Origin of the sequence: Streptomyces sp. NBC_01381, from assembly GCF_026340305.1 — a bacterium.
GTDB lineage: Bacteria > Actinomycetota > Actinomycetes > Streptomycetales > Streptomycetaceae > Streptomyces.
In genome coordinates this window covers 1,567,018-1,590,541 of record NZ_JAPEPI010000001.1, presented here as the reverse complement: position 1 = coordinate 1,590,541, position 23,524 = coordinate 1,567,018, and the positions used below count along the sequence as shown (strand labels likewise).

Below are 23,524 nucleotides of genomic sequence, written 5' to 3'. Positions count from 1 at the left end.
TTGCGCGTCGAGGAGCGGCTGGCCGTCTTCGTTGAGTTTGGGCTCGGTGCACTTGCATCGTTTGTAGGTGCTGCCGTCGAACACGCGGGTTTCCCCCTGTATGTGCTGGGTTTTCCTTACGTGCCCTGATCTTGCTGTAGCGAAGGAGATGCTTCGTTGGGCGCCGTATGCTTCCGGACAGGTGGCGCGGGGAAGAAGGATGTGACCACCTTTGTCCTCGTCTGTGGCTGCGCCGGTTGACCGGGTTGATGCGCGTAGCGGGATGTCCGTGAAGGAGCTGTTGTCGCTGCCGGCTGCGGTGAGTGTGGCGACCGCTGCGCGTGCGTTCGGCATTGGGTCGGACAAGGCGTACGACTTGATCAAGGCGGATGAGTTCCCGGCGAAGCTGATTCCGCTGGGGCGGACCCAGAAGGTGGCGACCGCTTCGATCTGGGACGTCTTGGGTGTCTCGCCCATGTAGATACACACCGGCCTACGGAGGGCCGCTGGCTTGGGTTTTCAGGTTGCAGAGCCTTGGTCGTAGCCAGTGAGATGCGGTTTCTCCCTAATTGGTTGCAGTGGCTTGCGTCACCCGGCATCCGTTCCGGATCGCTCGGACCTGCAAAGATCCCGTATGGATGCTGCCGCGGAGGGCCTCACGCGGGCTTGTGACGTCACGACGTCGATATACATTGACCTATGACGGAGCTAGTTGATCGCTAATGGGCAGGCGATTGGCGTCCGAGCTGGATGGAGTCAGTGTGGGACGGATGAGCGGGTATGCGAGCGACGGGGTCTTGAACCGCCCCGAGGCCGCCTTCTTGCGGAAGGCGGCCTCTCGCCTGTTCGACCGGCAGTCGCAGAACGCGGTTGTCCGCTGGCTGAACGAGCAGGGCCACACCACTGCCCGCGGGAACCAGTGGCGCCGTGAGGTGCTGATCCGGTTGTTCAAGAACCCGAAGATCGCCGGCCTGGACGAGTCCGGGCAGCCGATCGAGGGCTGGGACGAGCGGGTGCTGGAGCCTGAGGAGTTCCGGCTTCTGCTGGCTCTGTTCGCTGAGCAGAGTGAGGTACGCAGCCAGCCACGCGAGGCCTACGACTATCTCCTCACTCGTGGTTGCGCGATCTGCGACAACTGCGAGTTCGCGATGATCGGTGCGCGGGTGACCGCTGATGCGCCCCCGTCGTACCGTTGTCCGTCGCCCTCGGGTGATCAGAAGTCGTGCGGCCGGGTCCGGATGAACGCCGATCGGCTTGAGGACACGGTGGCGGAGCAGGTGCTCGCCGAGTTGCTCAAGCCTGGGGCTGTCGCGGAACTTGAGGCACTGCTCAGGGATGTTGAGGCGGAGATCGCCCGGCTGCGTAAGCACATTGAAGGGGCCGAGGAGCGGTTCACGAGCATCGGCGACCTGCACGGGCGGGGCTTGATGGTCGAGGCCGCGTTCATCGCAGCGCAGAAGGCCAACAAGGAGGACCTGCGGAGCTCACGGGCCCGCCTTCGTTACCTGGAGCAGATCACCGACGTGCCGCCCATCGGTGATGTGAAGGATCTGGTGGCGTGGTGGAACTCTGCGCCTCATGCCCGCAAGCGGGCGCTGGTGCTGCTGGAGGTCGAGCAGGTGTGGGTCATGCCGCAGCCCGAGGGCAGCGGCGATCCTCACGATCGGATCCGGATCCAGTGGCGTCAGGCTGCTGCCTGACCAGTGCGTAGTTGATTGCGCGTGCCTGCTGTTCAGGCCCGTGTGTTTTGTCGTGTCGTAAAGGAAGTACCAGTAGTGATCTCCCCTGCTCTGCGTCCGCTGTCCGCCTCCAGTTGGGCGTGGATGCACGACCGGACCGACTGGGGGTTCAGCAACAGCGGTGTTATCGCCTCTGGCGGTGAAGTCCTGCTGGTGGATACGCAGTTCACTCTGCCTGCCACGCGTCTGGTGCTGGATGCGGTGGGGGCGGCAGTGCCCGGTGGAGTCATCGGGACGGTTGTAGCCACCCATGGGAACGGCGATCACACGTGGGGCAATCAGCTGCTGCCTGACGCTGAGATCGTGACCTCCATTGCGAGCACCGTGGGCTTGTGTCACGAGATGGGCCCCGAGCAGTTGACGGCCCTGGCCCAGTCTCATTCGGCAGATCCGGCCACGCGCTACATCTCCCGGAACTTCGGGCACTTCGACTTCGCCGGGATCACCGTGGTCAGGCCAACGCGGACCTTCAGCGGCCGTGAAGAGGTCAAGGTCGGTTCTGTGCTGGTGGAGTTGCTGGACCTGGGGGCCGGTCACAGTGCCGGGGACGTGGCGGTGCATGTGCCTGATGAGGGTGTGGTCTTCGCCGGGGACGCCTTGTTCGCCGACAGTCACATGGTGGTGTGGTCGGGGTCGCTGAGCGGCTGCATACAGGCCTGCGGGCAGGTGCTCGATACCGGAGCGGAGGTGTTCGTGCCGGGGCACGGGCCGCTGTTGGACCGGTCCGGCGTCACGGGCATCCGTGACCAGCTGTTTCGGGTCCAGGAAGCCGCCTTGGACTGCGTGAAGGCAGGGGTGCCGCTGGCCGACGCGGCCCGCCGTGTCATGGCGGGCCACGCCGGGTCGTGGGCGCATCCTGAGCGGCTGTTCACACAGGTCGCCGCCGTCTACGAGGAGGCGGGTGCCACCTCGGTGCCGGCGAGCACGCTCGCGATGGTGGAAGGTATGGCGTCCTTGGCCTGCTGAGCAATGTCGCCGGGCATGACGATCATCAGCCGGGTGCTGTCGCGCATCCGGGGCAGGGTCACGAACTCGACCTCTTCTTCCTCGTGCTGGTGCGGCAGGTAGAGGCTGCGTCGGTCGCCGTCGGGGTGTGTGACCGTGGTGACGTCGTGCTCGAGGAGCCTGCGGACACCCTCGTCACGCTCCTTGATGATGTTGCAGACCTCAGTGAGGCGGGCATCATCGGGATTGGCCTTGTGGGCCAGGCGCAGCTGGGAGGCCATGGGCTTGGCCCAGGTTTCTTCCCAGTCGACGAGTTGCAGCCGCGCTTCGGGGTAGGTCAGGGCCCAGATCATGACGTTGACGCCGTGGAGCATCCACGGGAAGTCGCGGCCCGCGCACTCGTTGAAGACGCGTATGTCCCAGCGGCTGTCGAAGCTGTAGGCGGGCCACGGCAGCACGTGGATGATCGCGGACAGCACCGGGTCGATCGTGCTGGCGTCCGGCCGTATGTGGGGTTCCGGGGCGCATCCGTTGGCTTCGAAGTACAGGTGCGCGCGCTGGGCGTCGTTCAGGTCGAGAATGCGCACGATCCGGTCCAGGAACTCCTCGCCTACGTGTCCGGCCGTTCCCCGCTCCACCTTGCCGTACCAGCCCTCTGTGACCCCGGCGAGCATCGCAACTTCGGCCTGGGTCAGGCCCTTTCGTCGACGCACGCCGTATTGGGCGGTGAAGCCGGGCACCGCTTTGGGGTCCCGGGCGTCGCGCCAGGCTTTGAGCATGCGGGTGATCTGTGGCAGGTCTTTCGGCATGTAGGCGTACTACTCCCCTGATGTAAAGAACAGGAAAAGGATTAGGAGACCCTAACTCACTTTGAACGTTTGTCCGACTTGAGGGGCCTGTCGGACTCTGCCGTACATAGATGGATTATTTCGGGCAAACACTCATGAACTGGGGGCGCTAACCCGTACTTTCAGTACCGGTTCTGCCGCTACCGGCACCAGAAGGATCGACCTAAGGGCCGCGAAACCGGGCAATGTGAACCCGCCGGTAACGAGGGCACTCCCTCCCACCGGCCATCCGCCCCACCGGTCGCGCTCCCCTACCCGGGACCGCCCGCGGGGCGGAATCGCAACAGCGTCGATCCGAGAGGTGTCCAGCATGAGCGTCTTCATTACCGGCGGAAATCGAGGTATCGGCTACGCGATAGCCGCGACGCTGGCGGACTTCGGGTACGACGTCGCCGTCACCTACCGCTCGGGCGAGCCCCCCGCCGGCTCCTACCGTCCGGGCGAGGCCCGCTCGGGTCACAGTTTCCTCGCCGTCCGGTGCGACGTGACCGACACCGAGCAGGTCGACATGGCTTTCAAGGAGGTCGAGAACGAACTCGGCCCGGTCGATGCCCTGGTGTCGAACGCGGGAATCACACGCGATGGCCTGCTCGTGCGCATGCCGGAGAAGGACTTCACCGACGTGGTGGATGCCAATCTCACTGCGGCATACCGGGTCGCCAAGCGCGCCCTGCCGGGCATGCTGCGTGCCAAGCGCGGCCGCATGGTGTTCATTTCCTCGGCCACAGCCCTGCATGGTGAGGCAGGCCAGAGCAACTATGCCGCCTCCAAGGCGGGGTTGATCGGCTTCGCCCGCTCGCTGGCCCGCGAGTACGGCTCACGCAACATCACAGCCAATGTCGTCACACCGGGCCTGACCGCCACGGACATGACCACCGCACTGCCCGAGGAGCGCATGAAGGCACTGCTGGGCCAGATCCCGCTCGGCCGCGTCGCTCAGCCTGACGAGATCGCGTCCGCGGTGCGGTTCCTGGTCAGCGAGGGCAGCTATGTGACCGGTGCCGTTCTGCCGATGGACGGCGGCGCGGGAATGGGGCACTGACACGGTGGCTCATACAGGTCACACCACGACTGGGGCCGTGGAGGTTGGCGGGGGTGCGATGACTTATCGAGGCGGGGGCGGGAGTGGTCGATCCTGAGCGCGTTGCTGCGCTGGCGAAGGAGCCTGCCCGGCGCAGGGCGGGCAGGCTGGGCAGTGCCGACCGACTGACGGTGCTCGCCGGCATGCGGGGCGAGGCAGGGCCGATCGCCCGTCCAGTCGCCTGGTCGGCGGGGAACTGCCTCGCAGTGGTGAGGGGCGACGGCGAGGTGCAGGGCAGGGATGGCAGGGCGCGGGTGTGTGGGCGGTGTCCGATCCGGGACGGCTGTTTCGCTGTTTCGGCTGCGGGCGCTCCTGCTGCGGTGAAGCGGTGGCGGGAAGACCTGGACGGAGTCCAGCCACTCGCGGGTTGAGAAGCGAAGCAGCGGTACGTGGGGCGTCGAGGAGACTCGGCGCCCCACAGGTGTTTTCGCAGGTCACGGGCGGGAGTTGGGTGTGGTCGAGGTCACTTGCGGGGGCTCGTCGGGAGTGGACACCCCTCCTGAAGTTAGTAGAATAGTCACAAGACGTGAGGGAGAAACGAAGACCTCACCCACACCCCCTGGAGCCCCAAAGTGCAGCGCGTCCTCAAGATGTCCCAGGTCCACCGCAACCCGCGCCAGCCGCGCGAGTACTTCAACGAGGACGCGCTCAACGAACTCGCCGATTCCATCGGCCAGTACGGCCTCATGCAGGCCATCGAGGTCCGCCCCGACAACGAGCAGGGCGGCTACGAGATCGTCGCCGGAGAGCGCCGCTGGCGCGCCCACCAGATCCTCGGCCGCACCAAGATCCGCGTCACCATCACCTCCGAGAAGAACGAACTCCAGCGGTTCAAGCGGTCCATGAGCGAGAACGTGACCCGCGAGGACATGACCCCGTTCGAGGAGGCCCACGGCTACCAGAGGATCCTCGACGAAGAGGAGGGCGCGACCATCGAGACAGTGGCCGCCGACTTCGCCAAGACCACCACCTACGTGAAGCTGCGCCTCGCCCTGCTGGACCTGCGCATAGAGGTCCAGGAACTCGTACAGGACGGCAAGATCGGCACACAGGCAGCCGTACAGATAGCCGCCCTCAGCCTCGCCAACCAGGGCTCCGTCCTCAGCAAGTTCGTACGCGGCGAGTTCGCCTCGGACAACGAGATCGTGCACTTCGCCTACGCGATGAAGCAGCAACAGGACCAGGCCGTCCTCATGGTCGTCGAGGAGATGACCGAGGAGCAGCGCACCGAGCGCGCTGCCGCACAGAAGAAGACCCGCAGCACGCTCGACAAGATCGAGCAGGTGCGGGAACTGCTCGACGAGATCGGCCGCACCGAACCGTTGAAGCTCGCCGAGACCCTCGAAACGCAGGTCGGGGCACGGCTGGAGCAACTCGACCGGGTCGCCGAGTCACTGACCAAGGCCCGCTGGCAGCTCAAGCAGGCCAAGGCGCACGCCGAGGCCCGGCAGATGGTCACGGTCAACCCGGAGGCCGAGGCCGACCACGCCGAACAGCCCGAAGCCGCCGACGAGCGCGAGCCGGTCGCGGCCTGACCGGCCCAGCTCCGGGGGTGCGGGCAGCCGCGTCCGCACCCCGGCCGACGCGGACACGACCGCCGCGCCACCTCTTCCCAAAACCCCGCCACCGCACAGAAGTCAGGTTCGTCATGCGCTACAGCGCGCCCCTCTCCCCCGCCCAGGCCGAGCAGCTCGGCAGGGACGTCGGCATGATCGTCGCCTTCGCCGCGAAGGCCCTCCACGACACGCACGGCACGAACATCGACCGCCTCATGAACGCCTTCACCTCCTCCAACGCTCCGGAGGTCACCGCGGCCCGCTACTTGAAAGCCCTCGAGGAGGGCCGCACCCCGGGCGAGGCGGCAGGCCGGGCGGGGACTGCGCTCGTGCACGACTGGGCGGACGCGGTCCTCGAAGCAGCTGCCGCCCCGCGATCAACCCAGCAGCCTGGCCGGAGCAGGGAGGAGAGTGCATGAGCGCCGGAAAGTGCTGGACGCAGATGGGGCGTGCCGACTTCGACTCAGCAGCCCCCAATGAGCTGCCCGTACATGCGGGCCCAGTTCGGATCGTCGCCGCACCTGACCGGTTCGGCACTGCCGCTCTCTTCGGCGACACCTTCCCTGACCGCAGTCCACGCTGCTCCGGCCACGGGCAGCCGGGCGACGCCGACGGTCAAGAAGAACTGTTCTGACACGCGCACCCCTGCAAGGAGCAAGTCTGTGAGCGCGAGCACCGAAACGTTGCTCAGTGATGTCCAAAGCGCCCTGCACCGCCGCGGCGTCCGGCCCCACTCGCCGGACAGGGGCCGCCCGGGCTGGCGCGCGCAACCCACACTGCTGGATGACATTCCGGCTGTGATCCTGACGTGGCACGGTGTGAAAGCCCCCAGCTCCTATACGGCCAAGCCCAACTCCACATGCACGGCCGCAGGCTGGCTTCTGCACCTGGAACGCCACCTCGAGCACGAGTTCGTCGTGGGACGGCTCTACGCGGAACGCCCCTACAACCGGGCCGGCCGCACGCTCGTCGCTCTCGTGGTCCTCGACGCGGGCAACGAACAGAGCGGCCGCTGACCATCACGTCTCCTGCACGTCACGACGGGGCGAGTAGCAGTCCCATGTAGTACTCGCTGACGTCCTCGCCCTCGACGGTGAGAACGTCGCGGCGAAGGCCTTCGACCTGGTATCCGCAGCCCAGGTAGAGGCTGAGGGCACGGCGGTTGTGCTCCATGACCGTCAGTTCGAGCCTGTGGAGACCTCGTTCAACGGCATGCTCGCGCGCTGCTTGCAGCAGGGCACGTCCAAGCCCGCGGCCCGTGAATCGTTCGGCCACGCCGGTGACCACGTGGCCCGTTGCACGGGCCCTGGCGTACGGGGAGATGCCGACAGACACGTATCCGGCAGCGGTGAGGCCGTCCCAGGCGATCACGGTGTACGACGGGTCGTCCTTGTCGCCCAAGCGTGTGCGCAGGCGGCTCGGGTCTGTCTCCCGCTCGCCGGGCTCCAGCAGCATGAACGTGGACTCCCGGTCCAAGATGAGCTGGAGATCAAGCAGCGCATCGGCGTCCTGGGGGCTGGCGGTCCGGAGTTCTGCGTCCATGGCGATCAGGATGGCAGCGCCGAGCAGACGGCGGCACGGATTTCTCTGTGCTCCAACTGGGCCCTGCCCGGCTGTAGTCGAGATCACCTTCGGGGAGTGGACACCCCCATCCAAGTGAGTAGAATAATACTTAAGAGGTAGGGGTGAGCAGCTCACTCCAGCAACAACCGCGAAGGAAGAACGCCGAGATGAACAGCATTCACGACCTGCGGATCGACGAGACCGCCACCTACGGCACGGAGAGCTACGCATACGACCGCGCGGGCAACTTGGTCGCCTCCTCCATGAACGCGGTCGATGGCTGCAAGGTGCGCGGAGACGTGAAGGCGCTCCTGGTCATGGCCTACGACACGGTGACCCAGCATGGGGACCGAATCGAGTTGACCGGCGGGCGGCAGCACGCAGATGGCGGCCCGACACTGCTGCGCGCCTTCACCAAGATCGACCGCTGAGCCCCGAGACGCCAGCGATGCTCACCGCCCCGGCCATGGTGGAAGCCTTCGACGCCCTCGGGGTCAACGCACCCGAGTGCGAGACCTGCGAGGGCACCGGAATCGCCACCTACCTCCACGGCCCCTACGCGCGCACCCGCGAATGCGACACCTGCCACGGCGCGGGCCACCGCCTCCCCTGTCCGCACTGCACCGACGGCGTCACCCCCGGCACGGAAGAGACATGCCCAACGTGCGACGGATACGCCTCCCTCTACTGACCAATAGGCCGGTACTCAACAGCCAAGGAAGTTCACAATGGTTCTTGGAGATCAGCTAGCCCAGCAAGCCCTCAAAGAAGGGCAGCGCATCACCCCATCCCCCGCACCGCCAGGAATCGTTCGACTGGCCATAGCCCTTGGCGATGGCAGCATCCAGCACTTCGAGCGCCTCGCCACCGGCACCTGCGGCGACTGGCGCGCCACCGACTTCGAAAGCCCCGGCTCGGGCTTCGCCTTCAACGAACCCGTCACCGCCGAATGGGGCCGAGGCCTCGACGTCCTCGCCACCGCCCAGTAGCCACACCAACCCGCCGACCAGCAAGGAGAGAGCATGCTCGCCACCAGGACGTCCGTCACCCCCGTCAAGCCCACCCCCGGAGGCAAGCTCCGCCTGTACGGGCAGGTCACCAGCCATGCCCGCGACCCGCTGACCGGCGAGGAGTTGAACATGGTCTTGTGGGACGGCGCCGTGAAGCCGCTGCCGTACTACGACGACGAACTGGCCATCGCAGACTGACCTCAAATAGGCCGGTGTTTATCTGCATGCTAGGTTCTTACGTGATGTGTGGCCCTGGCACGGCCCCACCATCCACCCAGCCTCCGGACGGGCAGCGACCCCCCGCGCCCCGCCCGCCCGGAACGGCCCGTCAGATACGGGCCACCCCTCCGGCCGGGACCCGCACCCCACTGCGGGTCCCGGCCCACCCATGGAGAACCACGAACATGCCTGCCACAAACACACGACACGACGAAGCCCTCCACAACGCCGTCGACGAAGCCCTGCACCGGGCCCTCATCGTCGAGCAGTACGGCCGCCCCCTCGAAACACTCCTCCAGGAGAAGACCCGCCAGCCACTGCGGGAACTCCTCAAGGAACAGCACCGGCGCCCCAACCTGCCGGACTCTTCAGCTGTCCGCCGCATTCCGGGCAATCCTGACCCCGACGCGGCCGCGCACCGAGCCGCACTCGAAGAGGCCATAGCCCCGCGGCCACACCGGACGGCTGCTGCGTGACCGAGGAACAGTTCCGCCGGCACGTCCGCAAGCTCGCCGCCCTGCGTGGCTGGGCCCTCACGTACCACACCCACAACTCGCAGCGCAGCGACGCTGGATGGCCCGACGAGGTCTACGGACACCCCACGACCAGGCGCACGATCTTCGCCGAGTTCAAGTCCGACACCGGGCGCCTGCGCCCAGCCCAGCGCGACTGGCTCAAGCACCTGGCGGCGTGCGGCTTCGAAGCCGCCCTGTGGCGCCCCAAGGACCTCGACCACATAGTCACCGTCCTCGCCCCCAACGGGCCCCGCGCCCAACTCCCCGACAACCTCTGAAAAGGTGACCCCGCCCCGTGCTCGACCACACCAAGCAACACTCTGAGGTACCGCCCACGCCAGGTGCCATGTGGTGCAACTCCTGCGACAGCTGGTTCAACACCATCACCAACACCTGCCGCTGCAACAACCGCTGACCCTCATCAAGGACGACGCTGATGACGCACTCTGACCGCACCCCCAACTCGCCGCACACCACGCTCCAAGCGGCGGCACGCGGTCAGAGCACGCCCACCGGCACGTCCTTCAATGCCAACCAGGCGCTGCAAGAGATCGCCCGCCTCGCCGACATGCTCTGCGAGCACCTGGCAGACGACCACTTCGCCATCGCCGCCAAGATCCGCCATCTCGCCGAGACCACCCGCTTGAGCCCCGGAGACTCCTGATGCACGCCCGCTTCGAACCCCTGCCGGTCCCCCACGGCAACCAGGACGCGTACGACACCGCCGCGGAACTACGCGAGCACCTCGGCGAATGGGCGCTCATAGACAACCGCGGCAACCTGAACCGGGCCACCAACCTCAGCTACCGCATCCGCACCGGCAGGCACGCAGCATTCCGCCCGGCCGGCGCCTTCGAAGCCCGAGCCCGCACAGCGGAGGACGGCAGCGCCGACGTCTACGCCCGCTACATCGGCACCCCAACCAGTAGCCCTCGAAAGCGATCAGCATGAATCCCCTCGCTCCCATGCCGCCCCGAATGTGCCCAGAGCTCGGCCTCATCCTGGCGACCGCTGCCCAGAACCTGCACCAGGGGGAAGATGTCTTCGACGTCGTACTCAATACCGCTGTCAACGCCTGGATGGCGGGCCACATAGAAGGCGAAGACGGCTGCCCAGGCTGCGAGACCCGTGGCGACCACAACCACGGCTGGGAAGCACGCCAAGAAGACATCCGGACCTCAGCCCCAGTTGTCCTTTCGTACTTCAACTCAGAGAAATGGCACGCAGCCGTCCTCAACGGCCTTCCAGACGACCCCATACAGCAGCCGTAGAGCTGCACCTCTGACGAGACCGCGGAACACACGCCGAACGGGGCATCAACCCCCGAAGCAGCAGTGCGGCCTGGCCAGCCGGACCGACAGGCTCGCCATCGCCCGCCAGGCCGCACCACAGCTCCCCGTCATCCTCAGCTGAACCCGTCCATGAAGGGCGAAGGACCTAACCGTCAGCCCCTGGCCCAACCGGTAGCTCCCACCACTTCGCGCGCAATATCGACCACGGCGCGTCCGTCAGTCGTCACTCGCACCGCGTCAACAGGCGTCTGCTCGTCCAGAATCCGCGCCTTCCGGGCGCTGCTCCTCAGCTCGTGCTCCAACTCCGAGCCGAGTTCGCGACCCGTAAGCCGCTCACGCGCAGTGGCATCGGATGCGGCAAGCACAACACGCACGATCCTGACGTTTGCACCCATCGCACGCTGGAACATGCTCTCGTTCTCCGCCAGTACGCTCACGGTGTGCGTGTAGATCAGGCGGCGGTACCCGAGGTCGGCGTAGTTCGACCAGAGCGCGGTGAGATTACGTTCAGCGATCTTCTTCCGGCGGGGGTCCCCTTCCGGGGCCGGGTGTGCCTGCCCCATGAAGTCGCCTTCGATTACGCAGTGCGGAACCATCGCGGCACGCAAGCGCGCTGAGACTTCCCATCCCACCGTCGTCTTGCCGACGCCGGCTCGCCCCCCGATGAGCAATACCTCTGCTTGATCCATATCTGCACCCTGCCACCGAGTAGCCGAATTCCCGAACGTTTTGTGCGCAGTCCGGTGAGAAAGGCCCTGGCCTAGCGGGGGTTGGGGCCCTGAGCAAGGGCCCCGGCACTCTATTGAAGGTGTGCCTGCGACGCGATGCTGGCGACGGCCATGCCGTCGAGTGTGGTGATCGCGCACGAGGGGACTCCCTCGTGCATCAGCCTGTCCGGCACCGCCTCGTCGCCGATCAGTGTGCGTAGCAGGTCCACAGTGACCCCTCCGTGGGTGACCACTGCGACTGGCCCCTGCTCAGCCCCAAGATCGGCTAGGCAGGACAAGAACCGAGCACCGGCGTTCCGCGAAGAGTCACCGGATCGTGGAACGAAGTCCCGGTCCCGGACAGTGGCTGCCCAGTCAGCGAGAAACTCTTCGATGGGCTCGCCATCAGCCCAGTTCATCCGCTCACGCAGCCGGTCATCCTCCTGAAGTTGGAGACCGGAGGCCGCCGTGATGAACTGCGCCGTCTCCCGGGCCCGCTGTAGCGGACTGCTGAACACGGAACCGATCCCGGCATGCTGAAGCCACTTCGCCGTTCGGGCAGCTTGCCGCCGGCCGAGAGCGGTCAGGCCGGGGTCACCAAGTTGGCGCTCCTTCTCGGCATGTTGAACCAGATAGAAGAGGGTCACAGTTGAGGGTGGCGCACAGCCCTCGCCTGGCACCACTGGAATACGAGCAGCCCAACTCTGCACCAGATCCTTTGACTTGACCTTCAGGAACCGAACGGGACGCGCGCCAGGACCAGTCCTCGGACCTCGGTCGCCTTTCCTTCGGCTATGAGGCGCTTGCCAACCGTGTGGAATGTGGCCCCGGTCGTGAAGACGTCGTCAATCAGCAGGATGCGTTTGCCTTCCACGCTCCTGTGGAACCTCAGCGCCTTGGCGTGCTCCTCTGCGGCCTGCAGTTTGTCTGCCCACTGAGCGCCACCGCTGGCCGACTTCTTCGTCTCGTACTTCTTGGTCAGCACGGGACTGTCGGGGTCGGCGATCGGCCACTGGTCCAGCGTGTCCTCCGTGTAGGCGGACTCCATGATCGTTTCGATGTGCTGGAGCGGAACGCGGTCGGGTGCTGTGGGGTTGCCGATGATGAGGTCGATGTCGGCGACCTGCCTGCGGTGCTCCTCAAGCCATCCGACGATGAGCCGCCCGAAGACCTTGCTCCACCCCTTGCGGCCGTCGTACTTGAACCGCTTGATCGGCTGTTCCAGAGGATGAGCGAACAGGGCCAGGGCATCGACGCGGGTGAAGCACCGCCTCTCCGGGCTCCACCGGCAGATCTTGTTCCGGCATGTGGCGTCCGGGGCATCCAGGCTCTGGCTGCAGACCGCACAGTGATGCTCCGCCAGCGGGCGCATGGTCGCGGCGGCGCATTCCGCGCACACGGCGGGAGTTCCGTTGATGCGGTAGGCGCACTTCTTGCAGTTGGGGAACCCCAGTGGCCGGGGCAGGCCGGAGGTTCCCGTCACAGGCCCTCCAGCGCGAGCTGGAGACGCTGCTGGCCAGCCTGCTGAACTCGCGCTGCGCTCCCGAGGCGGGACAGGACATCGTCGAGTTCAACGACCTCCACCGCTCTGCCCTCGGTGACCATCTTCGCGGCCCACGGCTCGCTGGTGGCCAGGGAGCGGATGAGGAAGACGTGCTTGCCGTGCTCCGCCGCGAGACGCGCCTGCATCTTGGCGCCGGAGGTGGAGGACGCCTCAATGACGATGCTACCGATCGTGCATCCGGACATGACGACGTTCCGACGCGGGAACGTCCAGGTCGCCGGACCGGATGTGGGCCAGAACTGAGACAGGAGCGCGCCGCCCTGGTCGAGGATCTGTGCGGCCAACTGCTTGTTCTGGGCCGGGTAGACCTTCGCGGCAATGCCGGTGCCCATCACCGCCACGGTGCGGCCACCGGCTTCCAAGGTGGCCGTGTGCGCGGCGGTGTCGATGCCCTTCGCCAGACCGCTGAACACCACAACATCGTTCTCCACCAGACCATCCGCCATGCGAGCTGCTCGGCGCACTCCGTCTGCGCTCGCGTTGCGGGTACCGACGACGGCGGCAGACCGGGCATCCCGTTCGTCGAGATCACCCAGGTAGAACAAGAACGGGGGCAGGTTGGGGATCAGCCGCAGGTTGGCCGGATACTCCGGATCAAGCACCGTCACCAGGCGGGCGCCGGCCTGAGAGGCAGCCTCAAGTTCGGCGGCGACCCGGGTACGGGCGTCGTCGAGATCCGGGAGCGCCTTCCGCAAGATCGTCACGCTCTTGCTGGCGATATCGGAGTCTTCTGGGATGTCGCCGCCGAGGAGCACATGGAGTGCCTCAGGGGACTGGCACGTCCTGGCCAGCAGGTGCCAGTCGACGGACTTCTTGTCCGTGCGCAGTGCGCATAGGGTCAGCAGATCCATCTGCTGGGTCGTCGTCGTGATCATGTCCTCGGGGGTCCTTCTACTCGCGGTCCCAGGTGTTCGAAGGGTGGTGCTGCCGTGCTGTGGACCGCCTCCATCATGACGCATACGCGGGGAGGCGTATAGGCGGACAAACAAGCTCAAGGTAGGCACATGCGTGACACTTATCCGAGGTTGACGCCGGTCAGCCATCGGGCGCTGTTCGAACGGCGCTACTCGCCACGGCTCGCATCAGCCAGTACTCGCCTCCTGCCGCAACTGCAGGACGGCGACGCAGGACGGACAGTCGACCTTCTGGGTCCAGGACGCGGCGAACTCTTGGAATCGTGTGCAAACCGGCGCCCGCGACCAGAGGCACGGCTCGCCAGTCCGCTGTCGCCCACACCGTAGTGCCCTCCCCGCCGCGGAGCGGCTGACCGTCGCGAACTCGTCGGCCATATCGGCAAGTTGAACGCTCGCGGGTACCACATGTGGCGTTCCCGTCAATACCGCTCGCGGCAGAACCCTCCGCACAACCTGTCCGCGCACGCGGCTCGCAGCCTGGAATCGTCTCTTCACGCACAGCAGCCAACGCTGCCCTCGCCGCCAGGTCGTGCAGATCAACAGCACACCGGCGTTTCGAAGTGCGGGCCGACGGACTACCGGACCGGCCACTTCCAGGGCAGTCGCACCACCTCACAGCACCAGCACGACATCCCCGAAGAGGAGCACCAGATGACCACTGACCAGTCGCAGGAACTCATGGAGCTGGGCCGGTTCTTCACCATCAGCGCCAGCCAGTTCGACGCCGGCCAGCCCGTGCCGGAGATGTTCTCGGCCGCCATCGACACCGAGTGGCACCGGCTGCTGGACGACCCCGCCTACGCCGACTTCTGCACCCAGAACGCGGGCCGCCTGATCAACCACGTCGAGAACACCGGCTACGGCCGCATCTCCTGGATCACCGCCTACGAGGAGCAGTTCGGGCCCCTGCCGAAGATCTGGTTCACCGACGCCGACGGTGCCGTGGACGAGGAGGCCCTGGCCCGCTACCGGGAGGCTGGCGAGGTGTGGGCGGAGTGGGACTGCAAGCCCGTGCCGGGCGACGGTGACGATGTTGCCCCCAAGACCCGGAAGGTCATCGCTCGATGACCGTGGCCTCCAGAAGTGACGCGCCCCGGCCGTCGGCCGGGGCGCTTCGCCTCATCGAACCTCGCACCACGACACCCACCTCGGTGGATGTCTCCGGCTACATCAACCAGGTGTCCGAGCACTGCCCCTACCTACCGCCGTCGCTCAGCCGGGGCCTCACAGGATGGACCGTCTACCAGGTCGCGACCAGCGACACGGAAGCCGTGGAAGCCGAGGTCTTCCATGCCGGAGTACAAGCAGCGGAGTGGATTCGGCCCCTGGCCACTCGGGCGCACGGGGCCCTCGTGTGCGAGAACGTCGTCATCCTTGGCGGCGAGAGGCTCGGTGGAGACCACCTTGATCTGCTGGCCTGGCCGCACTGGGCGTTGAAGAACCTGTATGCGCCGGTCGGCGTGATGCTCGGGAAATTCCACTGGGGCGAGGAGCGTCACGACCGGGCAGGCCGATCCATCCCAATCCCTCCGTGCTCCTTCCTCCCCGTGCGACCCGCTGTCCGCAAGCGGGACCCACGTTTCCTGCGTGACACCCCGGAACTCGCCGACACTCTGGCCGTCGCGGTAGACGATGGACGGGACGTGTTCGCGGAGCTCCCCAATGATTGGCAGGCGGTAAAGGCATGGTCGAGTTCTCTGCTTGTCCACCACAAGCCCTCGCCGCAGCCGAAGCAGCTTGCGGCGGCCCTGTCGACCTGAGAGAAGTCACTGACCGGCGAGGCTCCGCCGTGTGGAAGGCGACCGGCCCGAACCGCACCGTGGCCGTGAAGATCGGCTACGGCGAAGGACAGGCCGTCACCACACGGGAGGCCGCAGCACTCGGCGCCCTCGCCCTCGACGGGTACGAGGTCGCATCAGGTCTCTACGAGGGCGGTTCGTGGCTCGTCACCCCCTGGTTCGACGGGCCATCGACGTGGAAGGTCTTCGCCCCGGTACGTGAGCAGTCCGAGGGCCAGGAGCAGGTCGTGGCCGGGGCCGTCGACCTGTGCCAGGCCGTGGCCGCCCTCCACGGCTCCGGGTGGGTGCACGCCGATCTCCAGCCGTCGCACGGCATCCACACCCCGAGCGGGGTCCGGTTGATCGACTTCGCCTGGTCCTGGCAAATGGGGCACGAGCCCGTCGACGGCTTCCGAGGCGGGATCGTCCACCTCATGGCGCCCGAACTGGCCGCAGCTGTCTCCCGCGCCGACGGCCCGGTTGCTCCCAGCCCTCAGTCAGACGTGTACGCGCTCGCCGGAGTCCTTTGGACTTGCACCACGGGCGGGTGGCCACTGGACTACAAGGCAGCTGGCATCGACCGTAAGACGGCCGGTCCCGACGGTGTGCGTGACGCCATCGCCACCGGGCAACTCCCGCTCGCAGCGGCAGTGTGGCCTGAGTTCCAAGACGCCCTCCGGCCCGCCCTGTCACCCACCCCCGAGGACCGGCCTGCCCCCATGGAGCTGGCCGACCTCCTCGGGAAGGTCGCAGCGTGATCATGCTGCGCGAACTGACCCTCGAGGACGCCCCAGCAATCCGGCACATCTACAGCAAGCGATCTGTACAGCACCTTCCGCGGGCAGCGATGAACGCCCAGGATGCCTTGGACTGGGTCTCGGAAGTCGCGGCCCAGTCCCGGGTCATACCCCGCGTGCGGTACAGCTTCGGCATCGACCTGGGCGGCGACCTCATCGGCATCGTCACGTTGCGCTGCTGCCCCGGGAGCGATGCCACCGTCAGCTACATCCTTCGGCCGGACACGTGGGGCCACGGGCATGCGACCAAGGCCGTGACGATGCTGCTGGATTACGCGTCCGATGTACTCGGCCTGAAGACGGTGAGCGCCAAGCACCATCTGGACAACCCGGCCTCGGGAAGAGTGCTAATCAAGGCCGGGTTCGCCTCCACCGGCACCGTGGGCGGGCTTGCCACCTACCGTGCCCGCCTTACCCCGAATACCAACCCGTTGCGGGAACGCGAGCCGATCAGCGCCCGTTGAACAGGACGAGGCCCGCAGCATCCCCCGTCTGCGGGCCTCACCAATGCCCGCAGGCCAAGACGCCGCGGCCATCCTGCTGATCGACCGCATGAGACAACCAGCCGCTGAAGTGATCCACCTGGCGATGGGAACCGCTCATGGACGACGTCATCGACACCAAGCAGGTGAAGGCTCACCTAGCTACCCACTACCGCCTGCATCCAATAGCCGTACGGGTCGTGCCGCTCGGAACAGAGACCGCCAACTTCCGGGCCCACCTCGCAGACGGCACCTCCGTGTTCGTCAAAGTCCACCGCACCGACTCGGACACGAGCCACACGCGGACGCGACTCGCTGTCTCCGAGTTCGCCCGGACCGGAGGCATCCCGGTTCCCGCCGTTCTTCCCGACCGCCACGACCAACTGCTCTCCACGGATGCGGGCATCGTCACATCCGTGTGGGAGAACATCGACTCCTCCGACAGTGAGCCGCTCGACATGGAACGAGCCAAGGCAATCGGACGGACCCTGGGACGACTCCACCACCGGCTGGCCCGATACCCCACTCGGGGCGTCGCCCGGCTCACCTCGCCGTGGGAGAAGAGCGACCCCGTGGAAGTCGCCGGGCAGGCCAAGAACGTACTCGCCGTCATCGACTCACTGTCGAACCCCACGGGGACCGATCAGATTCGACGCGAGCAAGTGGCCCGACGCTGCGACGACCTGCTCGCCTACGGCGAGCAGCTCAAGGCGGAGCTGCCCAGCATCACCCACCAGGTCGTCCACTGCGATTACGGCATGCACAACCTGCTCTTCAACTGGGGCGAGCTCCGGGCCGTGATCGACTTCCGGGGGCAGGTGGCAAGCCCAGCGTGGGAGCTGGGCAACATCGCCTTCAACTCGTTCACCGTCGCCCGGTCCTCGTGCTGGCGGCAGATAGCCATGCAGGTGATCGCCGGCTATGCGAAGGAGCAGCAACGCCTGGTTGGGGCCGAGTTGGTGAGCTGTGCCCGGATAGCTCTCCTTGACGCGATGCTCGCCCTCTACCCCATCAATGTCCTCTACAGCAGCGACGGGAAGACCGTTCGGGACGACGGGTTGGCCGCGTACTGGAACGACCGGGCGACCATGGTCTCGACCTTGCTGGACGCCCTGCCCGATCTGGAGGCCGAACTAGCCGACACCTTCACATAGTCCAGTCTCGCCTCGGTGCCGGACCGGACTCGCTAGCGTGCATACGCATGAGCGATCACTTCATAGAGATCAACCACGTGGACGACTACGCGGCCAGGTTCGGCGAAACCTGGCGGGGGCGACAGGGCCTGGAGTCCATAACTGCCGCCTATCCCTCGATCGTGGTCGACGGCTGGAGTCAGGAAGGATGGGTCTACTTCCTCCCCGGAGGCCAGGACGGCCCACTCGACGAGGTGGGCCGGATCATCGTCGTGGGGGCGAGCGGATCAATGCCGGTCCGAGTATGCCGGGACAGCGTGACGCGCGCAGAGTGGAACGCCATCCAGGCCCCGTTCACGTACGGACAGGAAATCGACTTCGACCGGTTCATGCACCTGGTTCACGGCCAGTGATCACACTCGGCCTCGACCAGACTCCGGACCACGATCGTCTCTGGAGGCACGGGGGTTGAAGCTGTAGAGGGCAAAGTCCGCGACCTGTCGGTAGCCGATCCGCTGATACAGGCCGTTACTGGTCTCGTTGGCGAGGTCGGCGAACAGCACCACCTCCGCCGCCCCCTCTGCCAGTGCCGCCCGGCTGACCGCGGCCGTTGCGGCGCCTGCATAGCCGCGGCCGCGTAGGTGGGCCGGGGTGTAAACGGGGGCCACTCTGATCTGGCCGGCGACCATCGGGGTCATGCCCGCCATGGAGACCGGGGTGCCGTCCGGGGTCTCCCACAACATGACTCGCCTGTTGGCGATGCGCGTGTCAGCCCAAGGTCCATGGTCCGCGGCGGGGATTCCTCCGATGGATACAACGAACTCACGGTGCCAGCGCATGAGTTGGTCGCGATCCTGCACACCCGCGACCCGACTCCTACCCTCCGGGAGCGGTTCTGGCGGGGTAAGCGTGTCAAGGCGGTAGAGCCGCTGGTGCTCGTGGAGCGTCGGCGTCGCGCCGGTGTGCCGTTGCCAGGCCTCGGTGAAATCCGTGGCGGTGTCTCGGTCCGCACTGACACCGGGGACAGGAAGGCCTGCGGCAACCAGGTGAGCGGCGAGGGCGTCGGCGCCTTCTGGGGTGAGGGGGGTGAGGACCAGGCGGTTGGGCGGGGTGCGGAAGTAGGTCGCACGAACTTCGCCGGCTCTCTCCAGCACGCCGAAGACGGGGGCTTCAGAGCCGTATGCGTGCGCTCCGCGTGTACGCAGCGCGTCAGTCACCGTCAGGGGGATGGTGTGCAGGGCGGGGCGCGAGTGCAGGAAGTCCCCTGCGCGGGCTAGGAAGCTGTCGACGTCATCGAACAGGTGCCAGTCATCCGGGCTCATGCTCCATGATCCCGCTCACTGGCGGAGGGCGCCCCTGATTTTCCACCGAGACAGGCCCGTCGGCGGCCAGTCCTCCGGGCAGAGCAAGCTGGCCGAAGGCCAGGACTCAAGCGAGGCTTCGCCCGAGAAGCAGAGAAGACTCCGGCTCAGCCGCTGGCCGACGGCGCGCTCTCCGGAGCACTCAGCAAGGCCTGCGGCAAATAGGCAGACTGGACGCGCAAGTCCCAGCCATGTACCTGCACTGCCAGAGCGGCCAGAGCGATGGTCTTCTGCGGCAGCAGGCTGCGGGGCGCTACATCAGAGGGTGCGCTCTCCCGATGCTGCACAAGATGTTGCTCCAGGGCCTGTTCGAACGCCGGCTGGTCATCCTCCAGGAGCACTCGCAGCAGTTGCTGATCCGGCGTCAAGACGCCGAGCGCATTCAGACTCAGCGCGCCATCGAGGCGCTCGTCGACCTCCGGCATGCACAACGTGACCGAGGGCCAGTCCCGGGGCAGATGCCCTCGGGACTGGGTCAGGTAGCAGGAGAGGATGTCCATCTCCGCCAGTTCCGCCGGATCCGACTCTGATTCCAGCTTCGAGTGCGGCACTCCGTCGTGGATCGTGGATGCGTGTTCACGCAGTAGCAGCCCGATGACGCGGTCCTGTTCCCACACCATGCCGCTGATCACGCACAGGGCGAACGCGTCCAGCCAGTCCCTCGCAGTGGACGCGTGCTCCACCGCGGCCTCGAAGTCTTTGTCCTCGCTGCTGATGCTCTCGCCGACGAGGGGAAAGCGGATCTCCTGGTCGCCGTTGGGGTAGCTGCCAAGATCCAAGAATCCCAAGGCGCACTCCGCCGCAGTGCGCAGGACGATGCGTGACGGGGCGGTGCTGAGCTTGGGGTCCGTCACAGTGCGGGCAGCGACGTGGTCCAGGAGGTCGTCACGCATTGCCTGCAGTTCCTCGTCGGAGTAGCAGTCGTATTGCATCGTGTGCCAGCGGCTACGGGCCCGCCGCTCAATGTCCCCCAGCGCCCGCTCAATGCGCTGCTCACTCACGTCATGTCGGGCTATGTTCTTGATCGTCATGCGCGCCATCCTGGCAGCCGTTACTGACATTGCAGACACCCAGCCCTGACCACGTCCGAGAGGGCCGGTAGTTGCCGGGCGCAAGGGGCGCGCGGGAAGCAAGTCGGCCTAGGAGTGGGGATTCTGGCTCGGGGAACCTTCAACGGGCTCTTGATGGCCGCCGTGCCGACCGAGCTCTCAGGCCAGCCGCTGGTCGTATGTCGTCGATACTGGCAACGCCTGAGCCACGGGATGTCATGCCGCCAGGAGGCTCTCGACAATCCGATCTGCCGCATGCCGGGCGGGTTCGAGCCGCGGGTCCTCGGAGTGACCGTGCGTCCCGACGATCTTCGCGCAGTAGAACAGCATCATGAGCCGGCCGTCCTGGGTCTCAAGGTCGTGATGCCGTTCCTTCCGTACTCGATCTGCGAGTTGGGGGACGGCGAGGGCGTTGCTCCAAAGTGAGGCCGAATCGAGCCCTCCGGGAGCGAGTCCCCAGTCCTCCCAGTCGAACAGGCAGAACTCAGGCCCAGTGATGTTGGCCCACGTCATGTCCGCGTGGGCTGGCACCCACTGCTCGATGATGGTGTCGGTGATCTCCGGGAACACGGCGCGGATGATGTTGCCGACATGGCCCTGCGTGATGGTGACGGTGTCCGGCGTGGCGATGCGCGTCGTGTGCTGGGTGGCGAGGGCATCCAGCGAGGAGTTGAGGGCCTGCCACCATTCGTCCGGGAGTTCCGGGTCACAAGTCGTGACCGCGCTGGATACCGGTTCGTCTGGCAAGAGTTCGGTCTCGTCGGCTCGCCACATTGCTGTCCCATCGGGCCCTCGCCAGGACGCGCCCGAGTACCAGTGAGGCTTCGCGATGCCCTCGAGGGTGGCGGCACATTCGGTGCCATTCCAGCCTTGGCCGTCGATCCCGGCCAGAGGGCGGCGTTCGATCCTCACCCAGGTGTCGCGATCAGTCCGGGCGCCGACAGAGCGTCGCTTAAGCACCACGGTGTTCCCATCGAGGCGTACCTCTAGGCGGCGCTCCACCTGCTCCAATAGCTCTTCAACAGCATGCCTTCGGAGATCAATGTCCGGTCCCGACGGAGTAGTTGTCACAGCATCTCCTCGTTGATCGGCCACGAACGTAGCAACCCAGCGGGATACTCACGGCCGGCCAGCCTGCCGAGGTCCACCGAGGAGGACATAGGTTGCCTTTCGGAAACGACCCCCATCCCATTGGCCTCTGCGACAGGATCAAGGAACTACCTGCTCACGGCTGACTGAGGTATGGGATGAAGCGTTCTGCACTGGTCATAGCAACCCTGGTGCTCGGGGCCGTCGCATGCGACGGCAGCGCAGGCGACGGGAAGAACGCGAACAGCACCCCATCCGCGAAAGCGAAGCCACCTGTTACGGCTGATGAAGCGCGCCGAATCTTGAAGGACCTGGACAAGAAGGACGACAGCGACAGCCTCAGTCCCGCCTACTGGCGCAAGGTCCATGAAGGCCCGTGGCTGGACCGGACGCTCGCCCGGGTCGACAACATCAAGAAGCTCGGCAAGGACGATTCGAGCCTGGACCCGACGAACCGTCCGCATCTCGATCCTGCTGTGCATGCCTGGGTGGCCAAGCCTGCCTCCGAGAGCTCAGGCGACTGGATTCTGGGGGCACAGCAGGTCTCCAGCCACACCATCGGTGGCGAGTTCAAGAACAAGGCGAGCATGTACTGGAGCCTGTCTCACCGTGGCGACGCTGGGGGTGCGTGGCGGACTGCCTTCACGGCCTACGCCCCAAAGAAGAAGGACCTCCCGCAGGTCGCCGCGGACAAGTCCGGGAGAGTACGGACCGTCGCTCCCAATGCCGACCTGGCAGTGCAGCCCGGCAAGGCCTGCGGGGTGTTTCTCGACTACATCACCCGCAAGGACACGGACGAGAAGCTTCAGTGGTCGTCGCAGATCGACACGTACCGGGCAACCCACGGGGATACGAAGCCAGCCAGCAAGCAGTTGAATAATCCCGAGTCCGTGGAACTTCGGGCGGAGGGGCAGCGCACACCGATCGGTCCTGCCTGGCAGACCAAGGACGGCGGAGCACTCGTGGCATGCGTCGGCATGAACACAGCCGCTGCCGACATGGGAGCTGGGAGGTGGATCAAGTTCACGACGAGCGGCTGGGACGGCACCACCGGCATCCGATGGAACAAGTTCACCCAGACCATGATGACGATGATCGTGCTGAACGTGCCCGCCGACGGCGCGGAGATCAGCATCGCGGCCCAGACCACATGGCCCTACAAGTTCGACGGAACGAAATACAACGGAGCTTGAGGCAGAATCTCGGCAATCTCCTCCATCGCAGACGCAGTTGGCCTTGATTCAAGCGACGCCGGGCAGCGTGGAGTCACGCATCCGGATACGTGAGCCGCGTGCCCGGCTGCGGGCGGCTGGGTGAACAGCCGCCCGCAGCTGAATTGAGCGCCTACGGCTGCCAGGGGCCGAGACCCCAACCCGCCAGGGCCGCGAGGGCGGTTGCCCCGGTCGCGACCAGTGGCGAGACGTACACCGACAGCAGCGTGCGTCCGCCCAGTTCGACGAGCAGGCCGTGGTTGAACTGGATCTGCAGCCCGCGGCGCGGAACGGGCGCCGCCGGTTCCGGGGCGGCTTCCGCCCCCCGGCCCACGGGCGCGGGGATGTTGGAGGGTGACTGGTCACCCTCGTGTGTGCCATGGTTGGAGCTCATGCGCGTTCCCTTCGCTGGGGTGTAGCCGCCGCTTCGCTGGCCTAGGAACCTGAAGACGGCGGTGTGACGCAGGTCTCCCCTGGGGTGGGGAGACACAAAAGGGCCCCACCGTGCACGGCACGGTGGGGCCCACTTTGATGTCGAAGACGTTACCGAACGTAGGCGATCAGGACAAGCCGATCATGTAGATCCGTGGATCTACTGCCCTCCAGGTTCAGGGTTCTGTCGGATCATCAGGCCCTGGAGGTCGCGATAGGAATGGCGAGAGGTTCGTAGGCCGGCATCTGCTCAGCGGCAG

33 protein-coding genes are annotated in these 23,524 nt (G+C 66.2%); 23 read left to right on the top strand and 10 right to left on the bottom strand.

Features of this window, described 5'->3' with window-relative positions:
• Window positions 1-262: 262 nt before the first annotated feature.
• From OG453_RS07785 to OG453_RS07775, 3 genes are all read left to right on the top strand, one after another.
• Window positions 263-460, top strand: a complete 198-nt coding sequence (locus OG453_RS07785; protein ID WP_266865835.1) for a DNA-binding protein — start codon at window positions 263-265, stop codon at window positions 458-460.
• A 289-nt stretch (window positions 461-749) separates the two neighbouring features.
• Window positions 750-1,679: a recombinase family protein gene (locus OG453_RS07780; RefSeq protein WP_266869742.1), complete on the top strand. Its 930-nt coding sequence runs from the start codon at window positions 750-752 to the stop codon at window positions 1,677-1,679.
• 75 nt (window positions 1,680-1,754) lie between these two features.
• On the top strand, window positions 1,755-2,684 hold the full coding sequence (locus tag OG453_RS07775; protein ID WP_266865833.1) for an MBL fold metallo-hydrolase: 930 nt from the start codon (window positions 1,755-1,757) through the stop codon (window positions 2,682-2,684).
• Here the strand turns inward: OG453_RS07775 and OG453_RS07770 are convergent.
• Window positions 2,606-3,472, bottom strand: coding sequence for a helix-turn-helix domain-containing protein (locus OG453_RS07770; RefSeq protein WP_266865831.1), 867 nt, complete (start codon window positions 3,470-3,472; stop codon window positions 2,606-2,608). The genes OG453_RS07775 and OG453_RS07770 overlap by 79 nt on opposite strands.
• A gap of 349 nt (window positions 3,473-3,821) precedes the next feature.
• Here OG453_RS07770 and fabG point away from each other — a divergent pair, with 349 nt between their 5' ends.
• From fabG to OG453_RS07745, 5 genes are all read left to right on the top strand, one after another.
• Window positions 3,822-4,553 (top strand): 3-oxoacyl-ACP reductase FabG, encoded by a 732-nt coding sequence (gene fabG / locus OG453_RS07765; protein ID WP_266869741.1) that lies wholly within the window; start codon window positions 3,822-3,824, stop codon window positions 4,551-4,553.
• Window positions 4,554-5,164: 611 nt separating this feature from the next.
• On the top strand, window positions 5,165-6,127 hold the full coding sequence (locus OG453_RS07760) for a ParB/RepB/Spo0J family partition protein (RefSeq protein ID WP_266865829.1): 963 nt from the start codon (window positions 5,165-5,167) through the stop codon (window positions 6,125-6,127).
• Between the two features lie 113 nt (window positions 6,128-6,240).
• Window positions 6,241-6,567 (top strand): hypothetical protein, encoded by a 327-nt coding sequence (locus tag OG453_RS07755; protein WP_266865828.1) that lies wholly within the window; start codon window positions 6,241-6,243, stop codon window positions 6,565-6,567.
• Window positions 6,564-6,782 (top strand): hypothetical protein, encoded by a 219-nt coding sequence (locus OG453_RS07750; protein ID WP_266865827.1) that lies wholly within the window; start codon window positions 6,564-6,566, stop codon window positions 6,780-6,782. The genes OG453_RS07755 and OG453_RS07750 overlap by 4 nt, the downstream gene beginning before the upstream one ends.
• A gap of 28 nt (window positions 6,783-6,810) precedes the next feature.
• Window positions 6,811-7,164, top strand: a complete 354-nt coding sequence (locus OG453_RS07745; protein WP_266865826.1) for a hypothetical protein — start codon at window positions 6,811-6,813, stop codon at window positions 7,162-7,164.
• Window positions 7,165-7,183: 19 nt separating this feature from the next.
• On the opposite strand, the gene OG453_RS07740 is transcribed toward OG453_RS07745, so the two are convergent.
• Complete coding sequence (locus OG453_RS07740) at window positions 7,184-7,690, bottom strand: GNAT family N-acetyltransferase (RefSeq protein WP_266865825.1); 507 nt, start codon at window positions 7,688-7,690, stop codon at window positions 7,184-7,186.
• A 188-nt stretch (window positions 7,691-7,878) separates the two neighbouring features.
• Between OG453_RS07740 and OG453_RS07735 the strand changes: the two genes are divergently transcribed.
• From OG453_RS07735 to OG453_RS07700, 8 genes are all read left to right on the top strand, one after another.
• The gene (locus OG453_RS07735; protein WP_266865823.1) at window positions 7,879-8,142 is read left to right on the top strand and encodes a hypothetical protein; all 264 of its coding nucleotides are present in this window, start codon (window positions 7,879-7,881) and stop codon (window positions 8,140-8,142) included.
• A 17-nt stretch (window positions 8,143-8,159) separates the two neighbouring features.
• Window positions 8,160-8,402: a hypothetical protein gene (locus OG453_RS07730; RefSeq protein WP_266865821.1), complete on the top strand. Its 243-nt coding sequence runs from the start codon at window positions 8,160-8,162 to the stop codon at window positions 8,400-8,402.
• 37 nt (window positions 8,403-8,439) lie between these two features.
• Complete coding sequence (locus OG453_RS07725) at window positions 8,440-8,700, top strand: hypothetical protein (RefSeq protein WP_266865819.1); 261 nt, start codon at window positions 8,440-8,442, stop codon at window positions 8,698-8,700.
• A gap of 33 nt (window positions 8,701-8,733) precedes the next feature.
• The gene (locus OG453_RS07720) at window positions 8,734-8,919 is read left to right on the top strand and encodes a hypothetical protein (protein ID WP_266865817.1); all 186 of its coding nucleotides are present in this window, start codon (window positions 8,734-8,736) and stop codon (window positions 8,917-8,919) included.
• A gap of 206 nt (window positions 8,920-9,125) precedes the next feature.
• Entirely contained in the window at window positions 9,126-9,416 is a 291-nt protein-coding gene (locus OG453_RS07715) for a hypothetical protein (RefSeq protein ID WP_266865815.1), read from the top strand.
• The gene (locus OG453_RS07710) at window positions 9,413-9,733 is read left to right on the top strand and encodes a VRR-NUC domain-containing protein (RefSeq protein ID WP_266865813.1); all 321 of its coding nucleotides are present in this window, start codon (window positions 9,413-9,415) and stop codon (window positions 9,731-9,733) included. The genes OG453_RS07715 and OG453_RS07710 overlap by 4 nt, the downstream gene beginning before the upstream one ends.
• 158 nt (window positions 9,734-9,891) lie before the next feature.
• Entirely contained in the window at window positions 9,892-10,119 is a 228-nt protein-coding gene (locus tag OG453_RS07705) for a hypothetical protein (protein WP_266865811.1), read from the top strand.
• Complete coding sequence (locus OG453_RS07700; RefSeq protein WP_266865810.1) at window positions 10,119-10,406, top strand: hypothetical protein; 288 nt, start codon at window positions 10,119-10,121, stop codon at window positions 10,404-10,406. The genes OG453_RS07705 and OG453_RS07700 overlap by 1 nt, the downstream gene beginning before the upstream one ends.
• Window positions 10,407-10,899: 493 nt before the next feature.
• Here the strand turns inward: OG453_RS07700 and OG453_RS07695 are convergent, their stop codons facing one another.
• The 4 genes from OG453_RS07695 to OG453_RS07680 all read right to left on the bottom strand — a co-directional run bounded on the left by OG453_RS07695 (window position 10,900) and on the right by OG453_RS07680 (window position 13,893).
• Window positions 10,900-11,436, bottom strand: coding sequence for an AAA family ATPase (locus OG453_RS07695; protein WP_266865808.1), 537 nt, complete (start codon window positions 11,434-11,436; stop codon window positions 10,900-10,902).
• 110 nt (window positions 11,437-11,546) lie between these two features.
• Window positions 11,547-12,101, bottom strand: coding sequence for a histidine phosphatase family protein (locus OG453_RS07690; protein ID WP_266865806.1), 555 nt, complete (start codon window positions 12,099-12,101; stop codon window positions 11,547-11,549).
• An 83-nt stretch (window positions 12,102-12,184) separates the two neighbouring features.
• On the bottom strand, window positions 12,185-12,826 hold the full coding sequence (locus OG453_RS07685; RefSeq protein WP_266865804.1) for a ComF family protein: 642 nt from the start codon (window positions 12,824-12,826) through the stop codon (window positions 12,185-12,187).
• Between the two features lie 107 nt (window positions 12,827-12,933).
• Window positions 12,934-13,893 (bottom strand): DNA-processing protein DprA, encoded by a 960-nt coding sequence (locus OG453_RS07680; protein WP_266865802.1) that lies wholly within the window; start codon window positions 13,891-13,893, stop codon window positions 12,934-12,936.
• A 690-nt stretch (window positions 13,894-14,583) separates the two neighbouring features.
• Here OG453_RS07680 and OG453_RS07675 point away from each other — a divergent pair.
• The 6 genes from OG453_RS07675 (at window position 14,584) to OG453_RS07650 (ending at window position 18,535) form a co-directional block, all read left to right on the top strand.
• Window positions 14,584-15,000 carry a hypothetical protein gene (locus tag OG453_RS07675; RefSeq protein WP_266865800.1) on the top strand — a complete coding sequence of 139 codons (417 nt, stop codon included), beginning with the start codon at window positions 14,584-14,586 and terminating at the stop codon, window positions 14,998-15,000.
• Entirely contained in the window at window positions 14,997-15,692 is a 696-nt protein-coding gene (locus tag OG453_RS07670) for a DUF6875 domain-containing protein (RefSeq protein ID WP_266865798.1), read from the top strand. The genes OG453_RS07675 and OG453_RS07670 overlap by 4 nt, the downstream gene beginning before the upstream one ends.
• Before the next feature lie 29 nt (window positions 15,693-15,721).
• Window positions 15,722-16,468: a hypothetical protein gene (locus OG453_RS07665; RefSeq protein WP_266865796.1), complete on the top strand. Its 747-nt coding sequence runs from the start codon at window positions 15,722-15,724 to the stop codon at window positions 16,466-16,468.
• A 2-nt stretch (window positions 16,469-16,470) separates the two neighbouring features.
• Entirely contained in the window at window positions 16,471-16,971 is a 501-nt protein-coding gene (locus tag OG453_RS07660; RefSeq protein WP_266869740.1) for a GNAT family N-acetyltransferase, read from the top strand.
• 137 nt (window positions 16,972-17,108) lie between these two features.
• Entirely contained in the window at window positions 17,109-18,143 is a 1,035-nt protein-coding gene (locus OG453_RS07655; RefSeq protein ID WP_266865794.1) for a phosphotransferase enzyme family protein, read from the top strand.
• A gap of 47 nt (window positions 18,144-18,190) precedes the next feature.
• Window positions 18,191-18,535, top strand: a complete 345-nt coding sequence (locus tag OG453_RS07650) for a hypothetical protein (protein ID WP_266865792.1) — start codon at window positions 18,191-18,193, stop codon at window positions 18,533-18,535.
• Here the strand turns inward: OG453_RS07650 and OG453_RS07645 are convergent, their stop codons facing one another.
• From OG453_RS07645 to OG453_RS07635, 3 genes are all read right to left on the bottom strand, one after another.
• Entirely contained in the window at window positions 18,536-19,444 is a 909-nt protein-coding gene (locus OG453_RS07645; protein WP_266865791.1) for a GNAT family N-acetyltransferase, read from the bottom strand.
• 146 nt (window positions 19,445-19,590) lie between these two features.
• Window positions 19,591-20,514 (bottom strand): immunity 49 family protein, encoded by a 924-nt coding sequence (locus tag OG453_RS07640; RefSeq protein WP_266865789.1) that lies wholly within the window; start codon window positions 20,512-20,514, stop codon window positions 19,591-19,593.
• A 234-nt stretch (window positions 20,515-20,748) separates the two neighbouring features.
• On the bottom strand, window positions 20,749-21,603 hold the full coding sequence (locus OG453_RS07635) for a hypothetical protein (protein WP_266865788.1): 855 nt from the start codon (window positions 21,601-21,603) through the stop codon (window positions 20,749-20,751).
• A gap of 176 nt (window positions 21,604-21,779) precedes the next feature.
• Here OG453_RS07635 and OG453_RS07630 point away from each other — a divergent pair, with 176 nt between their 5' ends.
• Window positions 21,780-22,814, top strand: a complete 1,035-nt coding sequence (locus OG453_RS07630; RefSeq protein ID WP_266865787.1) for a hypothetical protein — start codon at window positions 21,780-21,782, stop codon at window positions 22,812-22,814.
• Between the two features lie 151 nt (window positions 22,815-22,965).
• Here OG453_RS07630 and OG453_RS07625 read toward each other — a convergent pair whose 3' ends face one another.
• Window positions 22,966-23,226 carry a hypothetical protein gene (locus OG453_RS07625; protein ID WP_266865785.1) on the bottom strand — a complete coding sequence of 87 codons (261 nt, stop codon included), beginning with the start codon at window positions 23,224-23,226 and terminating at the stop codon, window positions 22,966-22,968.
• Window positions 23,227-23,524 lie beyond the last annotated feature (298 nt).